We start from the raw sequence: 21,000 nt of genomic DNA on the forward strand, positions 1-21,000 counted from the left end.
CATGACGGTAGAATGCGACCGCAACGCAGTGAGCGGCGGGCGGCCGTATTTTCGAGGCCGCCACGCCGACAGAAATGCAGGTAGTCTCATGAAACGCAAAGTGACCAAGGCCATTTTCCCCGTCGCAGGGCTGGGAACGCGCTTTCTGCCGGCCACGAAGTCCATCCCCAAGGAAATCATGACGCTGGTCGACCGGCCGCTGATCCAGTACGCCATCGACGAGGCGCGAGCAGCGGGCATCAAGGAATTCATTTTCGTCACGTCACGCGGCAAGTCGGCGCTGGAGGATTATTTCGACAGCGCCCCGATGCTTGAGGCCGAGTTGCGCCGCAAGGACAAGTTCGAGCTTCTGGAGATGCTCAAGTCCACCAACATGGAAAGTGGCGCCATCGCCTATATCCGCCAGCAAAAGGCGTTGGGCCTCGGCCACGCGGTTTGGTGCGCCCGCCGGCTGATTGCGAACGAACCCTTCGCGGTGATCCTGCCCGACGACGTGATCGCGGGCGAAGAGCCCTGCCTCAAGCAGATGGTCGAGGCCTATGCCGAAACCGGCGGCAACATGGTCGCCGCGATGGAAGTGCCGCGCGAAAAGGCCAAGGCCTACGGAATCCTCGACGTGAAAGAGGAAATGGGCGACATGGTCTCGGTGTCGGGAATGGTGGAAAAGCCCGCGGTCGAGGACGCGCCGTCGAACCTCGCGGTGATCGGGCGGTACATCCTGACACCCACGGTGCTGAACAATATCGGCAAGGTCAAGAAAGGCGCCGGTGGCGAGCTGCAGCTGACCGACGCGATTGCCGCCGAGATCGACGGCGAGGGCGTTTACGGCTACCGCTTTCGCGGCCAGCGGTTCGATTGCGGGTCAAAGGCGGGCTTTCTTCAGGCCACCGTCGCCTTCGGTCTGGCGCGCGACGACCTGCGCGACGAGTTCCAGCAATACATTCACGAACTGGTCGCGATGCAGAAGGCGGCGCAATAGACCGACGGAGACGCCCCGGTGGAACATGTCCTGGTTACCGGCGGCGCGGGCTATATCGGCTCGCATGCCTGCAAGGTTCTGAAGGCGGCGGGCTATGTGCCCGTCACTTACGATAACCTTTCGACGGGCTGGGCCGACGCGGTCAAGTTCGGCCCGCTGGAACAGGGCGATCTGGCCGACCGCGCCCGCCTGGACGCGGTGTTTGCGACATACGCGCCGGTGGCGGTGATGCATTTCGCCGCCTTTAGCCAGGTCGGTGAGGCGATGCGCGAGCCGGGCAAATACTGGCGCAACAACCTGTGCGGTTCGCTGAGCCTGATCGAGGCGGCCGCGGCGGCAGGGTGCCTCAACTTCGTCTTTTCGTCGACCTGCGCGACCTATGGCGACCAGGACGGCGTGGTGCTGGACGAGGACAGCGCCCAGATGCCGCTGAACGCCTATGGGGCGTCCAAGCGCGCCATCGAGAACGTGCTGACCGATTTCGAGGCAAGCGATGGCCTGAAATCGGTGATCTTCCGCTATTTCAACGTGGCCGGCGCCGACCCCGAGGCCGAGGTGGGCGAGTTCCACCAGCCCGAGACGCACCTCATCCCGCTGATGCTGGACACGATCGAGGGCAAGCGCCCGGCGCTGACGATCTTCGGCACCGATTACGATACGCCCGACGGCACCTGCATCCGCGACTACGTGCACGTCATGGACCTGGTCGAGGCCCATGTGCTGGGGCTGAAATGGCTTATGGACGGCAAGGGCAGCCGGGTGTTCAACCTCGGCACCGGCAAGGGGTTTTCCGTGCGCGAGGTGATCGAGCATTCGCGCGCCGTCACCAACATGGCCGTGCCTTACGAGGAAGGGCCGCGGCGGCCCGGCGACGCGGTGCGGCTGGTCTCTGGCTCGGAACGGGCCGAGACGGAACTGGGCTGGCGCCCGGCGCGCTCGACCCTTGAGGCGATGATCGGCGATGCGTGGCGCTGGCATCGGTCGGGCCATTACGAGCGCTGAGGCGCCCGCGCGCCTCCTGGACCTCACGCGGCTGGTGTCGCGCGCCGGCCGGGCCGAGATGACCGGCGTCGACCGGGTCGAACGCGCTTATCTCGACAGGTTTCTTGACGATTCCACCCCGTTTTTCGTGCTGGTGCGCAGTGCCCTGGGCGTGGTGTTGCTCGACAGGGCGGGGGCGGCGGGGCTGGCCGCACGCCTTTCCGGCGCGGTGCCTTGGGGCGCGGCAGACCTTGCCGGGCGGCTGAGCTGGCGCAGCCAGCCCGCCCGCGCCCGCGCCGAGGCCGATTTGCGCCGGCTTGCGCTGGCGCGTGCCCCGCGCCGGGGGCTGGCCCGGATGCTGCGGGCGCATTTGCCCAGGGGCGCGTGGTATTTCAACACCGGCCACAGCCATCTGGAGCCCGCGCTTTTCGCCGCGCTGCACCGGGCGGGGCTGCGCGTCGCGGTGATGCTCCACGACACGATCCCGCTGGATCATGCGCATCTTTGCGCGCCCGGCAGCCCGGCGCGCTTTGCCCGGAAATTTGCCGCCGCCGTTCGTGGCGCCGATCTGGTGATCTGCAATTCCGAGGCCACCCGCGCAGATGTCGCGCGCCATGCCGCGCGGCTGGGCCGGGTGCCGCCGATGGCGGCGGCGCCGCTGGGCGTCACCCCGGCGCCGCCTGCGGCGCTGCCGCCGGAAATCGAGCCTGACACGCCCTATTTCGTCGCGCTGGGCACGATCGAGCCGCGCAAGAACCACGCGCTGTTGCTGGACGTGTGGCAGCGGATTGCGGCCGATCCGCCGCCGGGCGGGGTGCCGCGGCTGGTGGTCGCGGGGCGGCGCGGGTGGCGCAACACGGATGTCTTCCGCAGGCTCGACGCGCTGGCCGCCAGCAACGGGCCCGTGGCCGAGCTGCCCGGCCTGTCCGACGGGGCCGTATCGGCGCTGTTGCGCGGGGCCTGCGCGCTGGTTTTTCCCAGCCTGGCCGAGGGGTACGGGCTGCCGCCGCTGGAGGCGGCCGCGCTGGGCACGCCCGTGATCGCCTCTGACCTGCCGGTTCTGCGCGAGCAGTTGGGGGATTTCGCCGTTTACCTGCCGCCAACCGATTCGTATGCTTGGCAAGAGGCGATCCTGCGCAGCGCGGAGATCGGCAAAAATGCGCAGACAGAGGCAGGTGTGCAGGGGCGGTCGGTACCGGGATGGGCGGGGCATTTCAACACGGTGTTAAGCCTGACCGTCTAGCCGCCAAAATGGCTCCGACAAAGGGGCGCCAGGGCAAGGAACGGATCGGTTGGGCTTTGTCTCGTCATACCGGCTGAGGCTGCAGCGCAAACGCTGGCGGCTCAGGGCGATGCGCAAGGCACGCGAACTGCGCCCGGTCGCGCGCCGGACGGGGCAGATCGGCGCGAACGACATCCTCGTCTTTACCACGCTGCGCAACGAGCGGCGGCGCCTGCCCTATTTCCTGAAATACTACCGCGACCTGGGGGTCGACCACTTCCTGATGGTCGACAACGGCTCTGACGACGGCAGCCGCGAATACCTGGCGGAACAGCCCGATGTGTCGCTCTGGTCCACCGCCAAGAGCTACAAGCGCGCGCGGTTCGGCGCCGACTGGCTGAACTGGCTGCAGCGCCGATATGCCCACGGCCACTGGTCGCTGGTCGTCGATCCCGACGAGTTCTTCATCTACCCGTTCTGCGACACCCGGTCGATCAAGGCGCTCTGCGACTGGCTGGACGCCTCGTCGATCAAGTCGTTCAGCGCCATGCTGATCGACATGTATCCAAAGGGGCCGATCGACGCGGTGCCCTATCGCGAGGGGCAGGACCCGTTCGAGATCGCCAACTGGTTCGACAGCGGCAATTACATGATCCGCCGCAACCGAGAGTTCGGCAACCTGTGGATCCAGGGCGGGCCGCGCGCGCGGGCGTTCTTCCCCGACCAGCCCGAGCGGGCTCCGGCGCTGAACAAGATCCCCCTGGTCAAGTGGAACCGCGCCTACACCTATGTCAGCTCGACCCACATGCTGCTGCCGCGCGGGCTGAACCTGGTCTATGACGAATGGGGGGGCGAAAAGGCGTCGGGCGCGCTGTTGCACGCCAAGTTCCTCGATACATTCCCGCAGAAATCGGCCGAAGAGCTGACCCGCCGCCAGCACTATGCCAACAGCCACGAATACCGCGCCTACCACGCGGTGCTGCAGGAAAACCCCGACCTGTGGTGCAAATGGTCCGAGAAATACATCAACTGGCGCCAACTTGAGATCCTGGGGCTCATGTCCAAGGGGAACTGGGCATGAGCGTGGCCTTCGTGATGCTGGTGCACACCGCGCTCGACCGGGCCGCGGCGGTGGCGCGGCACTGGGCCGAGGGCGGGTGCCCGGTGGTGATCCATGTCGACCGGCGCGTGGGCCGCGCCGCGGTTGCGGGGTTTCAGCAGGCGCTGGCCGACCTTCCCGACGTCCGGTTTTGCGCACGCCACCGGGTGGAATGGGGCACGTGGTCGATTGTGGCGGCGACGCTGACGGGGGTCGAGCAGGCGCTGAGCGAATTTCCCGAGGTGAGCCATGTCTACCTCGCCTCCGGCGCGTGCCTGCCGCTCAGACCCGTGTACGAGATGAAGGATTATCTTCGTGCCCGGCCGCGGGTCGATTTCATCGAATCCGTCACCACAGACGATGTGCCATGGACCCAGGGCGGCCTCGACCAGGAGCGGTTCACGCTGCGCTTTCCGTTCTCGTGGAAAAAACAGCGCCGATTGTTCGACCGCTACGTCCGGTTTCAGCGGCGGATCGGCTATCGCCGGCGCATCCCCGAGGGGATCGTGCCGCATCTGGGGTCGCAATGGTGGTGCCTCAGCCGCCAGACGGTCGCCGCCATCGTGAATGACCCGCGCCGGCCCGAATTCGACCGCTATTTCCGCCGGGTTTGGATCCCTGACGAGAGCTATTTCCAGACGCTGGTGCGCATCCACGCCCGCCAGATCGAAAGCCGCTCTCTGACGCTGTCGAAATTCGATTTTCAGGGCAAGCCGCATATCTTCTACGACGATCACCTGCAGCTTCTGCGCCGGTCCGACTGTTTCGTGGCGCGCAAGATCTGGCCCCATGCAGGCAGGCTTTACGAGACCTTCCTGACCGGCGACGATACCGCGCCCAAGCGTGCCGAGCCCAACCCGGGCAAGATCGACCGGCTGTTTGCCAAGGCGGTCGAGCGCCGGACCCGCGGGCGCGGCGGGCTTTACATGCAAAGCCGCTGGCCCAATCCGGGCTGGGAAAACGGCAAGACCTGCGCGCCCTACTCGGTGTTCGAGGGTTTTGCCGAGCTGTTCACCAATTTCGAAACCTGGCTGGGCAAGGCCGTGGGCGGGCGTGTGCATGGCCACCTCTACCACCCTGAACGGGCGTTTTTCGCCGGCGGAGAGACGGTTTACAACGGTGCGCTCAGCGACAGCGCCGCGCTGCGCGACTATCAGCCAGAGGCGTTTCTGACCAACCTGATCTGGAACACCCGCGGCGAGCGGCAGTGTTTCCAGTTCGGCCCCGGCGACCGGCAGGCGATCGGGCGCTTCGTGGCCACCGACCCAAACGCGCAGATCTCGGTCATCACCGGGGCCTGGGCGGTTCCGCTGTTTCACTCGCGCATGAACTTCAGCGATATCCGCAAGAAGGCGGCGAATTTCCAAAAAATCGAATCGCGCCACCTCGACATTCTGCACGCGCCCCAAACCACGGCGCGGGTTCGGATCTGGTCGATGGCCGATTTCATCCAGAACCCGATGGAGCCGTTGCAGGTGATCATCGATGAGATCGCCCCGGCCGGGCAGCGCCGGTTGACCGAGGCGCCGCGCATGGCCAATCTCGACGGGTTCGGCCGGTTCCTGCAGCAACTGAAAAACGAGGGGATGCAGCCCTACCTGATGGGCGATTTTCCCCTTGGCGACGGGTCCGACCATCCAACGCCCGAACATCGCCGTCCCTATCTGGTCCGCTAGGTGCCCATGCCCCCACGCTTCGACAGTTTCGTGATCTTCGCCGAGATGCGCACCGGCTCGAATTTTCTTGAGGACAACCTCAACGCGGTGCCGGGGCTGCATTGCTATGGCGAGGCGTTCAACCCGCATTTCATCGGCCAGAAAGACCGGCGCAGCCTGCTGGGCATCACGCTGGAGGACCGTTCGAAAGACCCGTTTCCGCTGCTCGACGCGATGAAGGCGCATACCGAGGGCCTGCCGGGCATACGCTTTTTTCACGATCACGATCCGCGGGTGCTGGGGGCGGTGATATCGGACAGGCGGTGCGCCAAGATCGTCCTGACGCGCAACCCGCTGGACAGCTACGTGTCGCGCAAGATCGCGGCCGAGACCGGCCAGTGGAAGCTGACCAACCCCCGCCACCGCCGCAGTGCGCAGATCAGCTTCAACCCGGCCGAGTTCGAGACCCATCTCGCCCGCTTGCAGGAGTTCCAGATAGAGATACTGCACAGGCTGCAAGTCACGGGGCAGACGGCATTTTACATAGGCTATGACGATATCGGCGATGTCGAGGTGCTGAACGGCCTGCTGCGCTACCTCGGCGCCGAGCACCGGCTCGACAATATTGTCAGCCGGCTGAAACGACAAAATCCGCAGCCGCTGGCCGAGAAGGTGAAAAACCATACCGAAATGGAGGCCGCGCTGGCCCAGCTCGACCGGTTCGACCTCTCGCGCACCCCCAATTTCGAGCCGCGCCGCGGGCCTGCCGTGCCCTCCTACGTGGCCGCCGCCGAGGCGCCGCTGTTGTTCTTGCCGATCAAGGGCGGCCCGTCGGACCGGGTCGAGGCGTGGCTTGCCGCGCTGGACGAGGTTGCCGGAGATGCGCTGGCCCGCGGGTTTTCGCAAAAAACCCTGCGGGCGTGGAAACGCGGCCATCCCGGCCATCGCAGCTTTGCCGTGGTCAGCCACCCGCTGACGCGCGCCCATCGCGCCTTTTGCAGACATATCCTGAGCACGGGCGAAGACAGCTATCCGGCGCTTCGAAAGACGCTGGCCGAGGTCGAGGGGGTTCCGCTGCCAGAGGGCGGGCCGGGCGCCGAATACGGGCCCGAGGCGCACCGCGCGGCGTTCCTCGCCTTCCTGCGGTTTCTCAAGCGCAATCTCGGCGGGCGCACGGCGCTGCGCGTCGATGCGAGCTGGGCGTCACAGGGCGAGGTCTTGCGCGGCATGGCGCAGGTGGCCCTGCCCGACATGGTGCTGAGGGATGAGCGGCTGGAGGCCGAGCTGGCTGTGCTGGCCGCACAGGTGGGTCTGCGCGCGCCCGATGATCTGCCCGAGGCAGAGGAGCCGGGGCCGGTACACCTGGCAACGATTTACGACGGCGAGATCGAACGCGCGGCGCGCGATGCCTATCAGCGAGATTACATGAGCTTTGGCTACCGCGCCTGGGCCAACGCCTAGCTTAGGCCGCCTCCGAGGCGCGCGCCTCGGTCAGCACGGCATAAAGCGTGGCCGGATCGGCATTGGCGCGCAGCTTGGCGCAGACCGTGACGTCGCGCAGGGTGCGCGAGACCAGCGCCAATGCCTTGAGGTGTTCGACCCCGGAATCATGCGGCGCGAACAGCCCGAAGACGAGGTCGACCGGCTGCCGGTCGACCGCGCCGAAATCGACGGGCTTTTCCAGACGTATGAAGGCGCCCGACACCTTTTCGAGCCCGCTCAGCCGGGCATGGGGCAGGGCCACGCCGTGCCCCACGCCGGTGGGGCCCAGGCTTTCACGTTCCTGCAATGCGTCGACCGCGTCGGAAATGCCAAACCCGTAAGCCACCGCGGCGATCTCTCCCAGTTCCTGGAAGAGGCGCTTCTTGCTGGACATGGTGCCGTAAACCTTGACGGCCTCGGGTTTGAGGATTCTCGAAAGCTGCATTGCCTGTCCGCCTGTTGCTCGCGCCCGCGGGCGTTGGGTCCTGCGCCTTGCTCAGGGGTCGATCCAGCCCACATTGCCGTCGTCGCGGCGATGCACGACATTGACCCCGCCTGTCTTTTCGTTGCGAAAGACCAGAAGCTGGGCCCCGGTAAGCTCCATCTGCATCACGGCCTCGCCGACCGACAAAGACGGGATCTGCGTTTCCATCTCTGCAATGATCATGGGCTGCAGAGTTTCGGGTTCCGACTCTTCGCTGTTTTCACTCGCGGCGAGGATATAAGATGCGGCGCCGAACAATTCAACCGGCTCGGCGCGGTCGCGGTGGTGGTCCTTCAGCCGGCGCTTGTAGCGGCGCAGCTGCTTTTCCATCTTGTCGCAACAGGCGTCGAAGGCGGCGTAGATCTCGGTCGCATGGGCCTTGGCCTGGGCGGTCAGCCCGGTCGACAGATGCACGGTGGCCTCGCACACGAACTCGTGCGCGTTGCGCGAAAAGACGACGTTGGCGTCGGTCGGACGCTCGGCATACTTGGCTACGGCCCCGCCGAGGCCGTCCTTTACATGGGTCTGCAGGGCATCGCCGATGTCGATTTGTTTTCCGCTGATCTGATAGTGCATCATGCCTCCTGGACTGTCTTTCCGGCGCGCGGCAGCGCCGGTTGCGACCGCTTAGCGCCTGTGCCCACCGGTGTCGATCCGGTTTTTCTCGCCGGATCGCGGCGCCTGGCGCGCGGACGGGACAGAGGGGTATCTCCGTGCATATCCCCCATTTGGCGTCAGTCAGGACGCGCCTGTCAACGCCTTCGCGCCTCAGCGGCGCAGCAATTCAGTGTTCACGTTCAGGAAATCCTGAAGCTCTGCCCGAGATAGACCCGCCGCACGTTCTCGTCGCGGATCACCTCTTGCGCGGTTCCGCTCATCAGCACCTGACCGTCGTGCAGGATATAGGCGCGGTCGACGATCTCCAGCGTTTCGCGCACGTTGTGGTCGGTGATCAGCACGCCGATGCCGCGCGTTCTGAGATCTGCCACCAGCCCGCGGATATCGCCCACCGCGATCGGGTCGACGCCGGCGAAGGGTTCGTCCAGCAGCAGGTATTTCGGGTTGGCCGCCAGGCATCGGGCGATCTCGACCCGCCGCCGCTCGCCGCCCGACAGCGACAGCGCGGGCGCCCGGCGCAAATGCTCGATCGAGAATTCCGACAACAACTCTTCCAGCCGCTCGCGCCGCTTGTGCGGGTCGGTCTCTGAAATTTCGAGGATGGCGTTGATGTTGTCCTCGACGCTGAGGCCGCGAAAGATGCTGACTTCTTGCGGAAGGTACCCGATTCCCAGCCGTGCGCGGCGATACATCGGGAAGGTGGTCACATCGCGCCCGTCGATGGTGACCGTCCCACCTTCGGGGCGCACCAGCCCCGCAACGGCATAAAAACAGGTGGTCTTGCCCGAACCGTTGGGCCCCAGAAGGGCCACGACCTCGCCCCGGTCGAGCGTCAGCGAGACATCGCGGATCACCAGCCGGCGGCGATAGCTCTTTCGCAGCCCGGTCACGCGCAGCCCGGCTGTGCCGCCGGCAACGCTGAGATCCGGGGCGCCCATGCTCATTCGCCGCCGCCAGACTGGAAGATGGTCTTGACCCGGCCTTCCATCGTGCCCGTGCCGCGCGCCAGATCGACCACCAGGCGTTCGCCCGACAGCGCGTTCTGGCCCTGGGTCAGCAGCACGCTGCCGGTCATCACCACGGTCCCGGCATCGATGCTATAGACGGCCTCTTGCGACTCGGCCGCCTCGGCGCCGTTGACCAGCACCACGTTGCCGGTGGCGTGCAGGCGTTCGATCCGTCCGGTGCTGTCGCCGGTTTCGGCGGCATAGTTCACAAGTACGCGGTCGGCCGACAGGCGCATCGTGCCCTGGCCGATGACCACGCCGCCGGTAAACACCGCCGTGCCGTCGGCCTGGTCGACCCGCAACTGGTCGGCCGTCACCTCGACGGGCAGCGTGCTGTCGTGCTGCAGCCCGCCAAAGGCCACCTCGGCACCTTGCGCCTGTGCAACCAGGGGCAAAAGACAAAGGGCGAGGGCAGCCACCCCCGCGCGGAACCCATTCACGGCCATCCCCTTCATTTTTGCGGATCGTATACCAGTTTCACGCCGTTCTTGAAAACCGCAACGTAACGACCGGGCGGATCGGTCGATTCGGTCAGCTCCATCGCGCCTGCGTTCAGCCGCCCCAGTGGCCCGGTGGCCTCGACCGGCGTGTCGGCGACGACATTGGTGTGGTCCAGCGCGGCGGTCAGCCGGTCGGCCGTCACCCGGTAGCCGGTCGAGTTGGTCAGCGTCACGCCGCCGCCCAGCACGGCGCGCTCGGCCCCGGTGTCGATGGCGCCCTCTGCGGCGACGATGTCGGTGTGGCTGCCGTCAGGCAGGTCCAGCCGCGCGACGATGGCCTGCGCCGCGCCCTTGTCGGGGCTGTCGGGGTCCAGCCGGGCGGTCTCGGCCTTCAGCGCGATGGCGGTGCCGTCGCTGGTGACGCCGGCATAGTTGGGTGCGGATATGCGCCCTTCGCGCGCCATCTCGTCGAGGTCGATATCGGCATAGGGCAGCCCGCCGTCGCCCTCGGGGCGGGTCGACAGCAGAAAGAGCGTCGACAACAGGCCGAGCGCGGCCAGCGGCAGCACGATCTTGGCCAGCCGGATAAAGCGCGAATAGGCGTTGTCGCGCGAGGCCATGGCCTCAGGCGACCCCGGCGCGCAAACAGTCGTGGATGTGCAGGATGCCCTGCGGCGCGGCGGCAGCGCCCTCGGGATCGACCACGAACAGGCAGGTGATCTTGCGCGCGTTCATCACGCCCAGCGCCTTTTCGGCCAGCGCGTCGGGCCCGATGGTCAGCGGGTCGGGGGTCATCACCTCGTCGACGTTGCGCTCCAGCAGGCCCTGCATGTGCCGGCGCAGGTCGCCGTCCGTGACGATTCCGATCAGCCGGCCCGACCCGTTTGTCACGCCGACCACGCCGAACCCCTTTTGGCTGATGGTCAGCAGCGCCTCGCTCATCGGGGTGCCGGTGGGCACCAGCGGCATGTCGGCGGCGCCGTGCATAAGGTCGGCCACCTTGGACAGCCGCGCGCCCAGTTTCCCGCCCGGATGGAACTCTCGGTAATTCTCGTGCGAAAACTGGCGGTGTTCCATCAGCGCAACGGCCAGCGCGTCGCCCAGCGCCAGCGTCATGGTGGTCGAGGTGGTGGGCGCCAGTTTCATCGGGCACACCTCTTCGGCGGGCGGCAGCAGCAGCGCGACATCGGCCTGGCGCAAGAGCGTGCTGCCGGCCCGGCCCGCCACGCCGATCAGCGGGATCGAGAAGCGGCGGGTATAGGCGATGATGTCGGCCAGTTCGGGCGTTTCGCCCGAATTCGACAGTACCAGGCAGACGTCGCCCCTGGCCAGCATACCCAGGTCGCCATGGCTTGCCTCGGCGGGGTGGACGAAATGCGCGGGCGTGCCGGTCGAGGCCAGCGTCGCCGCGATCTTGCGCGCGATATGGCCCGATTTGCCCATACCCGAGACGATCACCCGTCCGCTGGCGCCCAGCATCAGCTCGACCGCCTCGGCGAATGTGTCGTCCAGCGCCTCGGCCAGCATGGCCAGCGCCTCGCCCTCGCGCGTCAGGACCCGGCGGCCGATCGAGATGTAGGTGTCGCGGTTCATGCCTGCCTCAATGGGCGAAAATGTCGGTCTCGGGCCAGCCGGCGATATCCAGCCGGGCGCGCGTCGGCAGAAAGTCGAAACAGGCCCGCGCCATGTCGGTGCGGCCCTCGCGCGCCAGCATGTCGTCCAGCGCGGCCTTCAGTGCGTGCAGGTGCAGCACGTCCGAGGCGGCATAGGCGATCTGCGCGTCGCTCAGCGTCTCCGCCCCCCAGTCAGAGCTTTGCTGCTGTTTCGAGATGTCCACTTCCAAGAGCTCTTGCAGAAGGTATTTCAGCCCGTGCCGGTCAGTATAGGTGCGCACGAGTTTCGAGGCGATCTTGGTGCAGTAGACCGGCGCGGTCAGCACGCCGAAGGTGTGAAACATCAGCGCGATGTCGAAGCGGCCGAAATGAAACAGCTTGAGCACGTCCTTGTCCGCCAGCATGCGGGTCAGGTTCGGCGCCCCGGTCTGGCCCTGGGCGATCTGCACAAGATGCGCGTTGCCGTCGCCGCCCGACATCTGCACCAGGCACAGCCGGTCGCGGTGGGGGTGCAGCCCCATCGCCTCGCAATCGATGGCGACGACCGGGCCCATGTCCAGCCCGTCGGGAAGGTCGCCCTTGTAAAGATGGTTTGCCACGCGGGAGCCCCGTGTTGGTTTGGCGGCGCGTTGCGGGGGCGCCGGATTGGGGGTGGATCGCCCGGCCCATGTCGATTGTCAAGCCGGGCGGCCCGGTCACACCAGGTCGAAGGTGGCATCGCTGCCGGCGATCTGGAGGGTCAGGTGATCTTCGCCGCCGCCATCGACCAGCGCCCAGATCACCTGCCCGGTGGGGCGGTATATGACGAATGCCTCGGCCACGCCGGGTGCGCCCGCGCGCGGGGTCTCGGCCAGGCTGACGCCGAACTGCACGGCCGCCGCCGCCCCCTGCCCGAAGAGCAGTACGTCGCCGTCGGCGGCGCTGTAATCCTGCACCCAGTCCGACCCGTGATCGGCGATGCCGAGATGGTAGAACGCGTCTGCCCCGGCGCCGCCGTTGATGCGGTCGAAGCCGAAGCCGCCATTGATGAAATCGTCTCCATTTCCGCCGAAAACGAGGTCGGAACAGGCCGATCCGGTGATCGTGTCGTCGCCATCCTGCCCGTGCAACTCATCGGCGCCAAAGCCGCCGGCGATGGTGTCGGCGCCGCCCATGCCGTAGACCAGATCGTTGCCATGGCCCGCCTCTATCCGGTCGTCGCCAGCGCCGCCATGGATGGTGTCGCGCCGGTCAAACGCGCTGACGCCGCCAAAGATCAGGTCGTCGCCGGGGCCGCCATTCAACAGATCGCACCCGTCGCCGCCGTAAAGCGCGTCGTCGCCGCCCCCGCCCTGCAACCGGTCATCGCCGCCGGCGCCGAACAGCGTGTCGCCGCCGTCGCTGCCGCGCAGGTCGTCCGGGCCGCCGGTGCCGGTCAGTACCCGGCCCTCGCGCCCTGCGGGCGTGGTGGGCGCACGGGGCGGCGCCTCTTCGCCCGTGCCGGCCGCCTCTTCGGCCAGCGGGTCGGGCAGGTCCGCCTCGATCCCCTCCGGGTTGGCCAGCGCATGGCGCGTCACGTTCACCACGTCGGCATCGGTGAAGTCGTCCGCGTCCAGCCGCGCGCCAGAGGCGCTCTTGACCGACAGCCAGCTCTCACCCAGCCAGAGCCGGGCGCCATCGGCCGTGGCGGCGACCTCCAGCCGGGCGAGGCCGTGCATCAGCGGAAAGGCCGACAGGTCGATCCGGTCCTGGCCGGGCGCGTAGTCCAGAATCGTCCCTATCCTGCCCGAACTCGTCTCGGCCCCCGGCGCGAAGACGAAAAGATCGGCCCCTGCGCCGCCGCGCAGGCGGTTGTCGCCGCTGCCTGCCACCAGTATGTCGTCGCCCGCCGTCCCGGTGACGGTCTCTGCGCCGCTGCCGCCCGTCGCCACCACGCCGAGGCCGGACAGATCGACCGAGAGCTGGGTCACGCCCGCCTCTGATTCCGAAGCGGCAAAGACCTGCAACCCGCCGCCCTGCGCAACAGCCGCAAGCGCCGAGACGTTTTGCAGGCCGGTGGCCGCGTCGTCGGCGCGGCTGGCCATGTGGATCAGCCGCCCGTCGGGCAGGACCGCGAACAGGCTGATGCCGTCATCCGCCCCGGCGGCGAGGACGAAATCCCACCCCTCACAACGCGCGGTCTCTAGCGCGGTGACGCCCTGAAACCGCGTGGTCAGGTCGTCGGCCACGTGGTCGCGCGCGCTCAGCGCGCCGGTGGCGTCGAGGTCGAGTACGGTCAGCGTGGAACTGCCCGCCGAGCCGAGAACGACCCGCGCGCCATCCGGGCCCGGCAAGGTGGCGATCGCGCTGGGCGTGGCGATTCCCAGACCGTCGGCAAGGCCGGTCTGGTCGGCCAGCGCAAGCCGCCCGCCGCTGCCCACCCGGTAGCTGAGGATCTGGTCGCTGCCCGCCACGCCCGCCAGAAGGAAATGCGCGCCCCCCGCCGTCGCCGCGCCAAGCGCGCTGAGCGTGCCGCCCCAGCCGGTGGCCGCATCCGCCGCGGCGTCGGCGCGGCCCGTCAGGCCGAGGGCGCCATCCTCGGCCGCGCGGTAGAGCGTGACCTGGGCCGCCCCCTGCGCGCGCAAGGCCAGAAAGCCGCCAATCGCCACGGCCTCGACCGGGCTGGCCTCGGCACCGGTCAGGGGCAGGGCGGTAAAGCCGCCGAGGCGGCCATCATCTGCCAGCGCGCGGGCGCCGATCTGGCCCGGCCAGCGGCCAATGCAGAGCAACCGCCCGTCATCGGCCAAAAGGTCAAGCGCGACCGGCCGCGCCGCGCCGCCGCCGAAAGGGACGGCGTCCAGCGCGGCGGCCGGCCCCGCTGCGCCGATGCGAAACGCCGCGATGCCCCCGACATTGAGCGCGGCGGCGTAAAGCACCGGGCCCGCGGCGGACCAGACGATGTCCAGATCGGCCAGCCCGGTGACCGTACCGGGCGCATCGGCGGCCTCGTCCGGCGCGACCGGATCGGTCGCAAGCGTCGCGACATGGGCGAACCCCACCATTTCATGTCCTCGCAGCACACCCCCTGGGCCGTGCGATCAGCCTGGTGCGGGGGTCTTGCGCGGGGCTTGCCCGAATGTGGCGGACAGGGGGCGCTTGCGGAAAATGCCTAGCTTCGGGTGCGCCGCAGCACCCGGCCTGCGGTGCGGGCGAGCAGCACGATGTCGTAGCAGATCGAGGCGTGGCGCCGATAGATCAGGTCAAGCCGCGCCTTGCGCGGCACGCAGGCGCGGGCATAGACCGCGTCGGTTTCTTCGGGCGTGCGGCAGGGGGCGAGCAGGCGTTCCTCATGCGCGTGGTAGGTGAGCGTCGCCAGCCCCGTGATGCCCGGACGCGATTTCAGCACCTCGCCGTAAAGCGCGGGGAACCGTTCGACATAGGCCCTGAGCGGCGGGCGCGGGCCGACGAAGCTCATGTCGCCCCGCAGCACATTCCAGAGCTGGGGGATCTCGTCGAGCCTGAACTTGCGCAAAGCGCGACCCGTGCGGGTGATCCGGCTGGCCTTGTCGCCGCCCGAGACGCCGCTGTCGGTATCCACCGGGCGCATGGTGCGCAGCTTCCACAGCATGAAGGGGCGGCCGGGCGCCCGCATCCTTTCGGACACGTAAAACAGCGGCCGTCCGTCGAGGACCCAAATCGCCAGCAGAACAAGTGCCAGCACCGGCAACAGCACCACGCCGAGCAGCAGCGCGAGGGCGACGTCAAAGGCGCGTTTGGCCGGGGTCATGGGGTGCAAAGCCTCGTCCATTCGGCGGCCATGAGGGCGGGGTCGCCGTCGGCCGGCGCAAAGGCGTGTAGCCCGGCCAGGCGGCGTACGTCCAGCGTGACCGACTGGCGCGCGCCGTCCGGGGCAGGGCGCCAGGCCCAGTCGCGGCCCCATGCGGCCAGCAGGTCGGCCATCGCCACCGCGCCGGGTGCGGCGACGTTCAGGGCAAAGGGCAGCGCCGCGCCCGAGGCGACCCGCGTCAGCAGGCTGTCGAGCACCCGCGCGAATGCCGCGGCCCCGATGTAAGAGCGTTCCGGCCCCCGCCCGTCGGCAAAGCGGTCGAGCGTCAGCGCCCCGCCCTCGGCGACGGCCTTGCCCAGCATGTCGGCCCCGGCGACGTTGCCGATGCGCAGGCAGGTGACGCCGGGCGCGCCCGGCCGCTCTGCCGCGGCCCAGCGTGCGGCCTCTGCCTCCATCTCGGCCTTGCCGCGCGCATAGGCGTTGAGCGGCGCCAGCGGCGCGGATTCGGCGATGGGCCCCGGCGCCGCACCGTAGACGGCCTGCGACGAGGCCAGAAAGACATGGGCGGCGCCGCCCGCCCGCGCCGCGCGCAGTCCCGCCAGCGCCAGTGCCGGCGCCGCGTCCGGCGCGCCGCCGCCCGAAGGGGTCGCGCCGGCCAGAACCAGCACCGCGCCGAGCGGCGGCAAAGCCGGCACCGGCGCGGTTAGCGGTGCCCAGCCCAGCCAGTCCGGCCCGGGCACGGCGCCGCGCGTTTGCCATAGCGGCACCATGCCGCCCGGCTGCCGCCCGGCCCAGGCCGCCTGCAGGCAGCGGCCCAGCCGCCCGGTGGCACCCATGATCAATAGAGCGGGGCTAGACTGGGGCATCGTGCGTATTCCGGTTGACCTGTCGGGACTCCCTAGTATCTTGCCGCTGTTTTGAATGCCATGGGCGCCAGGGGGCCGCCCGGTCTGGCAAATAAGCGGGAGAACCCATGCCTGACCATCATCGCCGCCAAGTGCTTGTCCTCGGGGCCGCGTCGCTTTTGTCGGCTTGCAGCCTGCCTCGCGGTGCCGCGCAGGAAAACGAAATCCTCGGCAGCACCAAGGACGACGCGCTGGCCGGCTACGCGATCTACCAGGTGTCGCGCGCCTTCCTGCCGCAGGTCGCCGAATGGCCGACCACGGGCAAGCGCCCGATGGGCGGCTGGATCGCGCGCCAGCGCGGGCCCAGCGGCCAGGTGATCGCCGCCGGCGATCAGGTCAACCTCGTCGTGTGGGACAGTGACGAAAACTCGCTTCTGACCTCACCCGAACAGAAGGTCGTGCAGATGAACGGCATGACCGTCTCGCCCAACGGCGCGCTTTTCGTGCCTTACGTCGACGAGGTCTATGTCGCCGGGATGACGCCCTCGGCCGCCCGCGCCAAGATCCAGGCCCAGCTCGAGGCGATCATTCCGTCCGCGCAGGTGCAGCTGTCGCTGGCCTCGGGGCCGCGCAGCTCGGTCTCGGTCGTCGGCGGCGTCGGCCGGCCCGGGACCTACCCGATCGTCGACCGCGACATGACCGTGCTTAGCCTGATTTCGCAGGGCGGCGGTGTGCTGCCCAGCCTGCGCAACCCGCTGATTCGGCTGGTGCGCGGCGGCGATCTTTACGTTACCTCGATCTCCCGGCTTTACGACAACCCCGGCCTCGACACCACGCTCAGGGCCGGCGACAAGGTGATCGTGGAAGAGGACCCGCGCTATTTCCTGGCCCTCGGCGCCGGCGGCAGCGAGACGCTGATCCCCTTCCCCAAGGATGACGTATCGGCGCTGGACGCGATGGCGCTGATCGGCGGAGTCGCGGACAACCGGGCCGACCCCAGGGGCATCCTGATCCTGCGCGAGTACCCGGCCAGCGCGATCCGCGCCGGTATGCGGGGCCCGCGCGAGCAACGGGTGATCTTTACCATCGACCTGACCACCGCCGACGGGCTGTTCAGCGCCGGCAAGTTCGCCGTCAATCCCGGCGACCTGGTCTATATCTCGGAAAGCCCGATCACCTCGGTCGATACGATCTCGCGTATCGTCGGCAACTTCCTCGCGCTGGGCAGCCGGGCCTCGAATCTCTGAGGGCCGCGCAGGGAGCGCGGCACCTTTGGTCGGCATTTCGCGCGGGCGTGACATTCGGCCCCCGGCTTGTTAAGGCACGCTCGGTTTTCACAGGCAGGGGTGGTCCTAGGTGCAGGTTGAACAGACGGCCCTTCCGGGCGTGTTGGTGCTGACCCCGCGCCGGTTCGGCGACCATCGCGGATTCTTTTCGGAAAGCTGGAACAAGCGGGTGCTGGCCGAGGCTGCCGGCATCGAGCCCGAGTTCGTGCAGGACAACCATTCGCTGTCGCGCGAGGGCGGAACGGTGCGGGGGCTGCATTTCCAGTCGCCCCCCCATGCCCAGGGCAAGCTGGTGCGCTGCGGTCGCGGGCGGCTTTATGACGTGGCGGTGGATGCCCGCAAGGGCTCGCCCACCTTCGGGCAATGGGTCGGGGCCGAGCTGAGCTTTGAAAACGGCCGCCAGCTCTGGGTGCCGGCGGGGTTTTTACACGGGTTCGCCACGCGCGAGCCCGACACTGAGATCGTCTATAAATGCACCGATTACTACGTGCCCGAGTGCGACGGCGCGGTGCGCTGGGATAGCCCCTCGATCGGCATCGACTGGGGGGTGGCGGGCACGCCGGTGCTGTCGGAGAAAGACGCCGCCGCCCCCGATTTCGCCGATTTCGACAGCCCCTTCACATGGGAGGGCGGGCAATGAAGCTGCTTGTCACCGGGGGCGCGGGTTTTATCGGCTCTGCCGTGGTGCGGCGCGCGGTGGCCCAGGGGCATTCGGTGGTCAACCTCGATGCGCTGACCTATGCCGCCTGCCTCGACAACGTGGCCGGTGTGGCCGACAGCCCGGCCTACGCCTTCGAGCACGCCGATATCCGCGACCGCGCTGCGCTGGACCGTATCTTTGCCGACCATCGGCCCGACGCGGTGATGCATCTGGCAGCCGAATCCCACGTGGACCGGTCCATCGACGGGCCCGGCGCCTTTATCGAGACCAACGTGACCGGCACCTACAACATGCTGGAGGCCGCGCGCACGCATTGGGCCGCCGCCGGCAAGCCCGAAAGCTTTCGCTTCCACCACATCTCGACCGACGAGGTCTATGGCAGTCTCGGGCCGACCGGCAAGTTCACCGAGGACACGCCCTACGACCCGCGCTCGCCCTATTCGGCGTCCAAGGCGGCGTCGGACCACCTTGTGCGCGCCTGGGGCGAAACCTACGGCTTGCCGGTGCTGGTGACCAACTGTTCCAACAATTACGGCCCCTACCACTTTCCCGAAAAGCTGATCCCGGTGGTCATCCTCAAGGCCTTGGCGGGCCAGCCGATCCCGGTTTACGGCGACGGGTCGAACGTGCGCGACTGGCTTTATGTCGAGGACCACGCCGAGGCGCTGCTGCTGGTCGTGGCCAAAGGCGAGGTGGGCCGCACCTACAATATCGGCGGCGAGAACGAGGCCCGCAATATCGACCTGGTGCGCACGATCTGCGGCATCCTGGATGCGCGGCGCCCTCAGGGTGCGCCCCATGACCGGCTGATCACTTTCGTCACCGACCGGCCCGGCCATGACAAGCGGTACGCGATCGACCCCGCCCGCATTGGGCAAGAGCTGGGCTGGCGGCCGTCGGTCACGGTCGGGGAGGGGCTGGAAAAGACCGTCGACTGGTACCTCGCCAACGAAGACTGGTGGCGCCCGCTCTTGAACCGCGACGGCGTGGGCAAGCGGTTGGGGGTGGCATGAAGCTGTTGATCTTCGGCAAGACCGGCCAGGTGGCGACCGAGCTGGCCCGCCGCGCCCCCGGCGCGGTGTTCCTGGGGCGCGAGGATGCCGCGCTGACCGATGCGGCCGCTTGTGCCGCGCGCATCGCCGGCAGCGGCGCCGACGCGGTGATCAACGCCGCCGCCTACACCGCCGTGGACAAGGCCGAAGAGGACGAGGCCACGGCGCTGGCCGTCAATGGCACCGCGCCGGCCGCGATGGCGCGCGCGGCGGCCGACAAGGGCATCCCGTTGCTGCATATCTCGACCGATTACGTGTTCGACGGGTCGGGCGACACGCCCTGGACGCCCGACGCGCCCACCGCCCCGCTGGGCGCCTACGGCCGGACCAAGCTGGCCGGCGAAGAGGGCGTGCGCGCCGCCGGCGGGCGCCATGCGATCCTGCGCACCTCCTGGGTGGTCTCGGCCCATGGCGGCAATTTCCTGAAAACGATGCTGCGGCTTTCCGAAACGCGCGAGGCGCTGAACGTCGTGGCCGACCAGGTGGGCGGGCCCACGCCGGCAGGGGCCATTGCCGATGCGTTGCTGCGCATGGCGCTGGCATTGCATCGCGGCGAGGCCGAGGGCGGCACCTATCATTTCTCGGGCGCGCCCGATGTCAGCTGGGCCGATTTCGCGCGCGAGATCTTCGCGCAGGCGGGGCGGGATGTGACGGTCACCGACATCCCCGCCAGCGCGTATCCCACGCCCGCCGCCCGGCCCGCCAATTCGCGGCTCGACTGCACGACGCTGATGCGCGATTTCGGCATCGCGCGGCCCGACTGGCGGCAGGGGCTTGCCGAAATTCTCAAGAAACTGGACGTAATTTCATGACGCAACGCAAAGGCATCGTTCTGGCCGGCGGCTCGGGCACGCGGCTTTACCCCGTGACCATGGGCATCTCGAAACAGCTTTTGCCGATCTACGACAAGCCGATGATCTATTACCCGATCTCGGTCCTGATGCTGGCAGGTATCCGCGACATCGCAATCATCACCACGCCCGAGGACAAGGCCCAGTTCCAGCGCCTTTTGGGCGACGGGTCGCAATGGGGCGTCACGCTCACCTGGGTCGAGCAACCCTCGCCCGACGGGCTGGCCCAGGCCTATATCCTTTGCGAAGAGTTTCTGGCCGGCGCGCCCTCGGCGATGGTGCTGGGCGACAACCTGTTTTTCGGCCACGGTCTGCCCGAGCTTTTGCAGCGCGCCGATGGCCGAACGACGGGCGGCAGCGTGTTCGGCTATCACGTGGCCGACCCCGAGCGGTATGGCGTGGTGGATTTCGGCGACATGGGCGAGGTTCTGGCGATCATCGAAAAGCCCGCGGTGCCGCCTTCGAACTATGCGGTGACCGGGCTATACTTCCTCGACGGCTCGGCGCCCGAGCGGGCCAAGCAGGTCGCCCCCTCGGCGCGGGGCGAGTTGGAGATCACCACCCTGCTTGAGATGTATCTCACAGAGGGGCTGTTGTCGGTCGAGCGAATGGGCCGCGGTTATGCGTGGCTCGATACCGGCACCCATGGCAGCCTGCTGGATGCCGGCAACTTCGTGCGCACGCTGGAAAAGCGGCAGGGGATGCAGACGGGCTGTCCCGAAGAGATCGCCTTTAACATGGGCTGGATCGACCACAACGCACTGGCCGCCCGCGCCGATCTCTTTCGCAAGAACGATTACGGCCGCTACCTTTCGGCGCTTTTGCGCGACTGACCCCCAAAAGTGTTGCCGGATGGTCGGATTTCCGCCGATAGACGTGCGGCGGAGGCTCCAATAGTAGACAAAACAGGGCTGTGCAGGCATATGCTGATGCATGATGTCGCGCGTTGTGGGGAATTGCGCTGAAGACATCCAAAAAAA

At 67.9% G+C, this 21,000-nt stretch carries 21 protein-coding genes; 11 read left to right on the plus strand and 10 right to left on the minus strand.

Annotated elements, in window-relative coordinates; all coding sequences use genetic code 11:
• The first annotated feature begins 88 nt into the window (after positions 1–88).
• Genes galU through Ga0609869_RS07020 form a run of 6 tightly spaced genes read left to right on the plus strand, consistent with a single transcriptional unit; the run spans position 89 to position 7,397 of the window.
• Positions 89–979 (plus strand): UTP--glucose-1-phosphate uridylyltransferase GalU, encoded by an 891-nt coding sequence (gene galU / locus Ga0609869_RS06995; RefSeq protein WP_125408392.1) that lies wholly within the window; start codon positions 89–91, stop codon positions 977–979.
• Positions 980–997: 18 nt separating this feature from the next.
• Positions 998–1,981 (plus strand): UDP-glucose 4-epimerase GalE, encoded by a 984-nt coding sequence (galE, locus tag Ga0609869_RS07000; protein ID WP_125408393.1) that lies wholly within the window; start codon positions 998–1,000, stop codon positions 1,979–1,981.
• Between the two features lie 34 nt (positions 1,982–2,015).
• Entirely contained in the window at positions 2,016–3,203 is a 1,188-nt protein-coding gene (locus Ga0609869_RS07005) for a glycosyltransferase family 4 protein (protein WP_170168873.1), read from the plus strand.
• A gap of 49 nt (positions 3,204–3,252) precedes the next feature.
• Positions 3,253–4,263, plus strand: a complete 1,011-nt coding sequence (locus Ga0609869_RS07010) for a glycosyltransferase family 2 protein (RefSeq protein ID WP_125408395.1) — start codon at positions 3,253–3,255, stop codon at positions 4,261–4,263.
• Positions 4,260–5,957: a DUF5927 domain-containing protein gene (locus tag Ga0609869_RS07015; protein ID WP_125408396.1), complete on the plus strand. Its 1,698-nt coding sequence runs from the start codon at positions 4,260–4,262 to the stop codon at positions 5,955–5,957. The genes Ga0609869_RS07010 and Ga0609869_RS07015 overlap by 4 nt, the downstream gene beginning before the upstream one ends.
• Before the next feature lie 6 nt (positions 5,958–5,963).
• Positions 5,964–7,397: a nodulation protein NodH gene (locus Ga0609869_RS07020; RefSeq protein WP_125408397.1), complete on the plus strand. Its 1,434-nt coding sequence runs from the start codon at positions 5,964–5,966 to the stop codon at positions 7,395–7,397.
• Between the two features lies 1 nt (position 7,398).
• Here the strand turns inward: Ga0609869_RS07020 and Ga0609869_RS07025 are convergent, their stop codons facing one another.
• The 10 genes from Ga0609869_RS07025 to Ga0609869_RS07070 all read right to left on the minus strand — a co-directional run bounded on the left by Ga0609869_RS07025 (position 7,399) and on the right by Ga0609869_RS07070 (position 16,191).
• Positions 7,399–7,863, minus strand: coding sequence for a PTS sugar transporter subunit IIA (locus tag Ga0609869_RS07025; RefSeq protein ID WP_125408398.1), 465 nt, complete (start codon positions 7,861–7,863; stop codon positions 7,399–7,401).
• A gap of 51 nt (positions 7,864–7,914) precedes the next feature.
• Positions 7,915–8,478 (minus strand): ribosome hibernation-promoting factor, HPF/YfiA family, encoded by a 564-nt coding sequence (hpf, locus tag Ga0609869_RS07030; protein ID WP_125408399.1) that lies wholly within the window; start codon positions 8,476–8,478, stop codon positions 7,915–7,917.
• A gap of 221 nt (positions 8,479–8,699) precedes the next feature.
• Positions 8,700–9,458: an LPS export ABC transporter ATP-binding protein gene (gene lptB, locus Ga0609869_RS07035; RefSeq protein ID WP_125408732.1), complete on the minus strand. Its 759-nt coding sequence runs from the start codon at positions 9,456–9,458 to the stop codon at positions 8,700–8,702.
• Positions 9,459–9,460: 2 nt separating this feature from the next.
• Complete coding sequence (gene lptA / locus Ga0609869_RS07040) at positions 9,461–9,973, minus strand: lipopolysaccharide transport periplasmic protein LptA (protein ID WP_125408400.1); 513 nt, start codon at positions 9,971–9,973, stop codon at positions 9,461–9,463.
• A gap of 5 nt (positions 9,974–9,978) precedes the next feature.
• A complete protein-coding gene (gene lptC, locus Ga0609869_RS07045) occupies positions 9,979–10,587 on the minus strand; it encodes an LPS export ABC transporter periplasmic protein LptC (protein ID WP_125408401.1) in 609 nt (202 codons plus the stop codon).
• A gap of 4 nt (positions 10,588–10,591) precedes the next feature.
• Positions 10,592–11,560 (minus strand): KpsF/GutQ family sugar-phosphate isomerase, encoded by a 969-nt coding sequence (locus Ga0609869_RS07050; RefSeq protein WP_125408402.1) that lies wholly within the window; start codon positions 11,558–11,560, stop codon positions 10,592–10,594.
• Between the two features lie 7 nt (positions 11,561–11,567).
• Positions 11,568–12,179 carry a ribonuclease D gene (locus Ga0609869_RS07055; RefSeq protein ID WP_125408403.1) on the minus strand — a complete coding sequence of 204 codons (612 nt, stop codon included), beginning with the start codon at positions 12,177–12,179 and terminating at the stop codon, positions 11,568–11,570.
• 96 nt (positions 12,180–12,275) lie between these two features.
• A complete protein-coding gene (locus Ga0609869_RS07060) occupies positions 12,276–14,600 on the minus strand; it encodes a calcium-binding protein (protein WP_125408404.1) in 2,325 nt (774 codons plus the stop codon).
• 107 nt (positions 14,601–14,707) lie between these two features.
• On the minus strand, positions 14,708–15,325 hold the full coding sequence (locus tag Ga0609869_RS07065; RefSeq protein WP_125408405.1) for a sugar transferase: 618 nt from the start codon (positions 15,323–15,325) through the stop codon (positions 14,708–14,710).
• Complete coding sequence (locus Ga0609869_RS07070; RefSeq protein ID WP_125408406.1) at positions 15,322–16,191, minus strand: NAD-dependent epimerase/dehydratase family protein; 870 nt, start codon at positions 16,189–16,191, stop codon at positions 15,322–15,324. Before Ga0609869_RS07070 ends, Ga0609869_RS07065 begins: the two co-directional genes overlap by 4 nt.
• Positions 16,192–16,298: 107 nt before the next feature.
• On the opposite strand from Ga0609869_RS07070, the gene Ga0609869_RS07075 reads away from it, so the two are divergent.
• From Ga0609869_RS07075 to rfbA, 5 genes are all read left to right on the plus strand, one after another.
• A complete protein-coding gene (locus Ga0609869_RS07075; RefSeq protein ID WP_125408407.1) occupies positions 16,299–17,417 on the plus strand; it encodes a polysaccharide biosynthesis/export family protein in 1,119 nt (372 codons plus the stop codon).
• Positions 17,418–17,526: 109 nt separating this feature from the next.
• Entirely contained in the window at positions 17,527–18,096 is a 570-nt protein-coding gene (rfbC, locus tag Ga0609869_RS07080; RefSeq protein ID WP_125408408.1) for a dTDP-4-dehydrorhamnose 3,5-epimerase, read from the plus strand.
• Entirely contained in the window at positions 18,093–19,130 is a 1,038-nt protein-coding gene (gene rfbB / locus Ga0609869_RS07085; protein WP_125408409.1) for a dTDP-glucose 4,6-dehydratase, read from the plus strand. Before rfbC ends, rfbB begins: the two co-directional genes overlap by 4 nt.
• Positions 19,127–19,981 (plus strand): dTDP-4-dehydrorhamnose reductase, encoded by an 855-nt coding sequence (gene rfbD, locus Ga0609869_RS07090; RefSeq protein ID WP_125408410.1) that lies wholly within the window; start codon positions 19,127–19,129, stop codon positions 19,979–19,981. The genes rfbB and rfbD overlap by 4 nt, the downstream gene beginning before the upstream one ends.
• The gene (rfbA, locus tag Ga0609869_RS07095) at positions 19,978–20,853 is read left to right on the plus strand and encodes a glucose-1-phosphate thymidylyltransferase RfbA (RefSeq protein WP_125408411.1); all 876 of its coding nucleotides are present in this window, start codon (positions 19,978–19,980) and stop codon (positions 20,851–20,853) included. The genes rfbD and rfbA overlap by 4 nt, the downstream gene beginning before the upstream one ends.
• Positions 20,854–21,000: the final 147 nt, after the last annotated feature.

Origin of the sequence: Rhodovulum iodosum, from assembly GCF_041020385.1 — a bacterium.
Classification (GTDB): Bacteria; Pseudomonadota; Alphaproteobacteria; order Rhodobacterales; family Rhodobacteraceae; genus Rhodovulum; species Rhodovulum iodosum.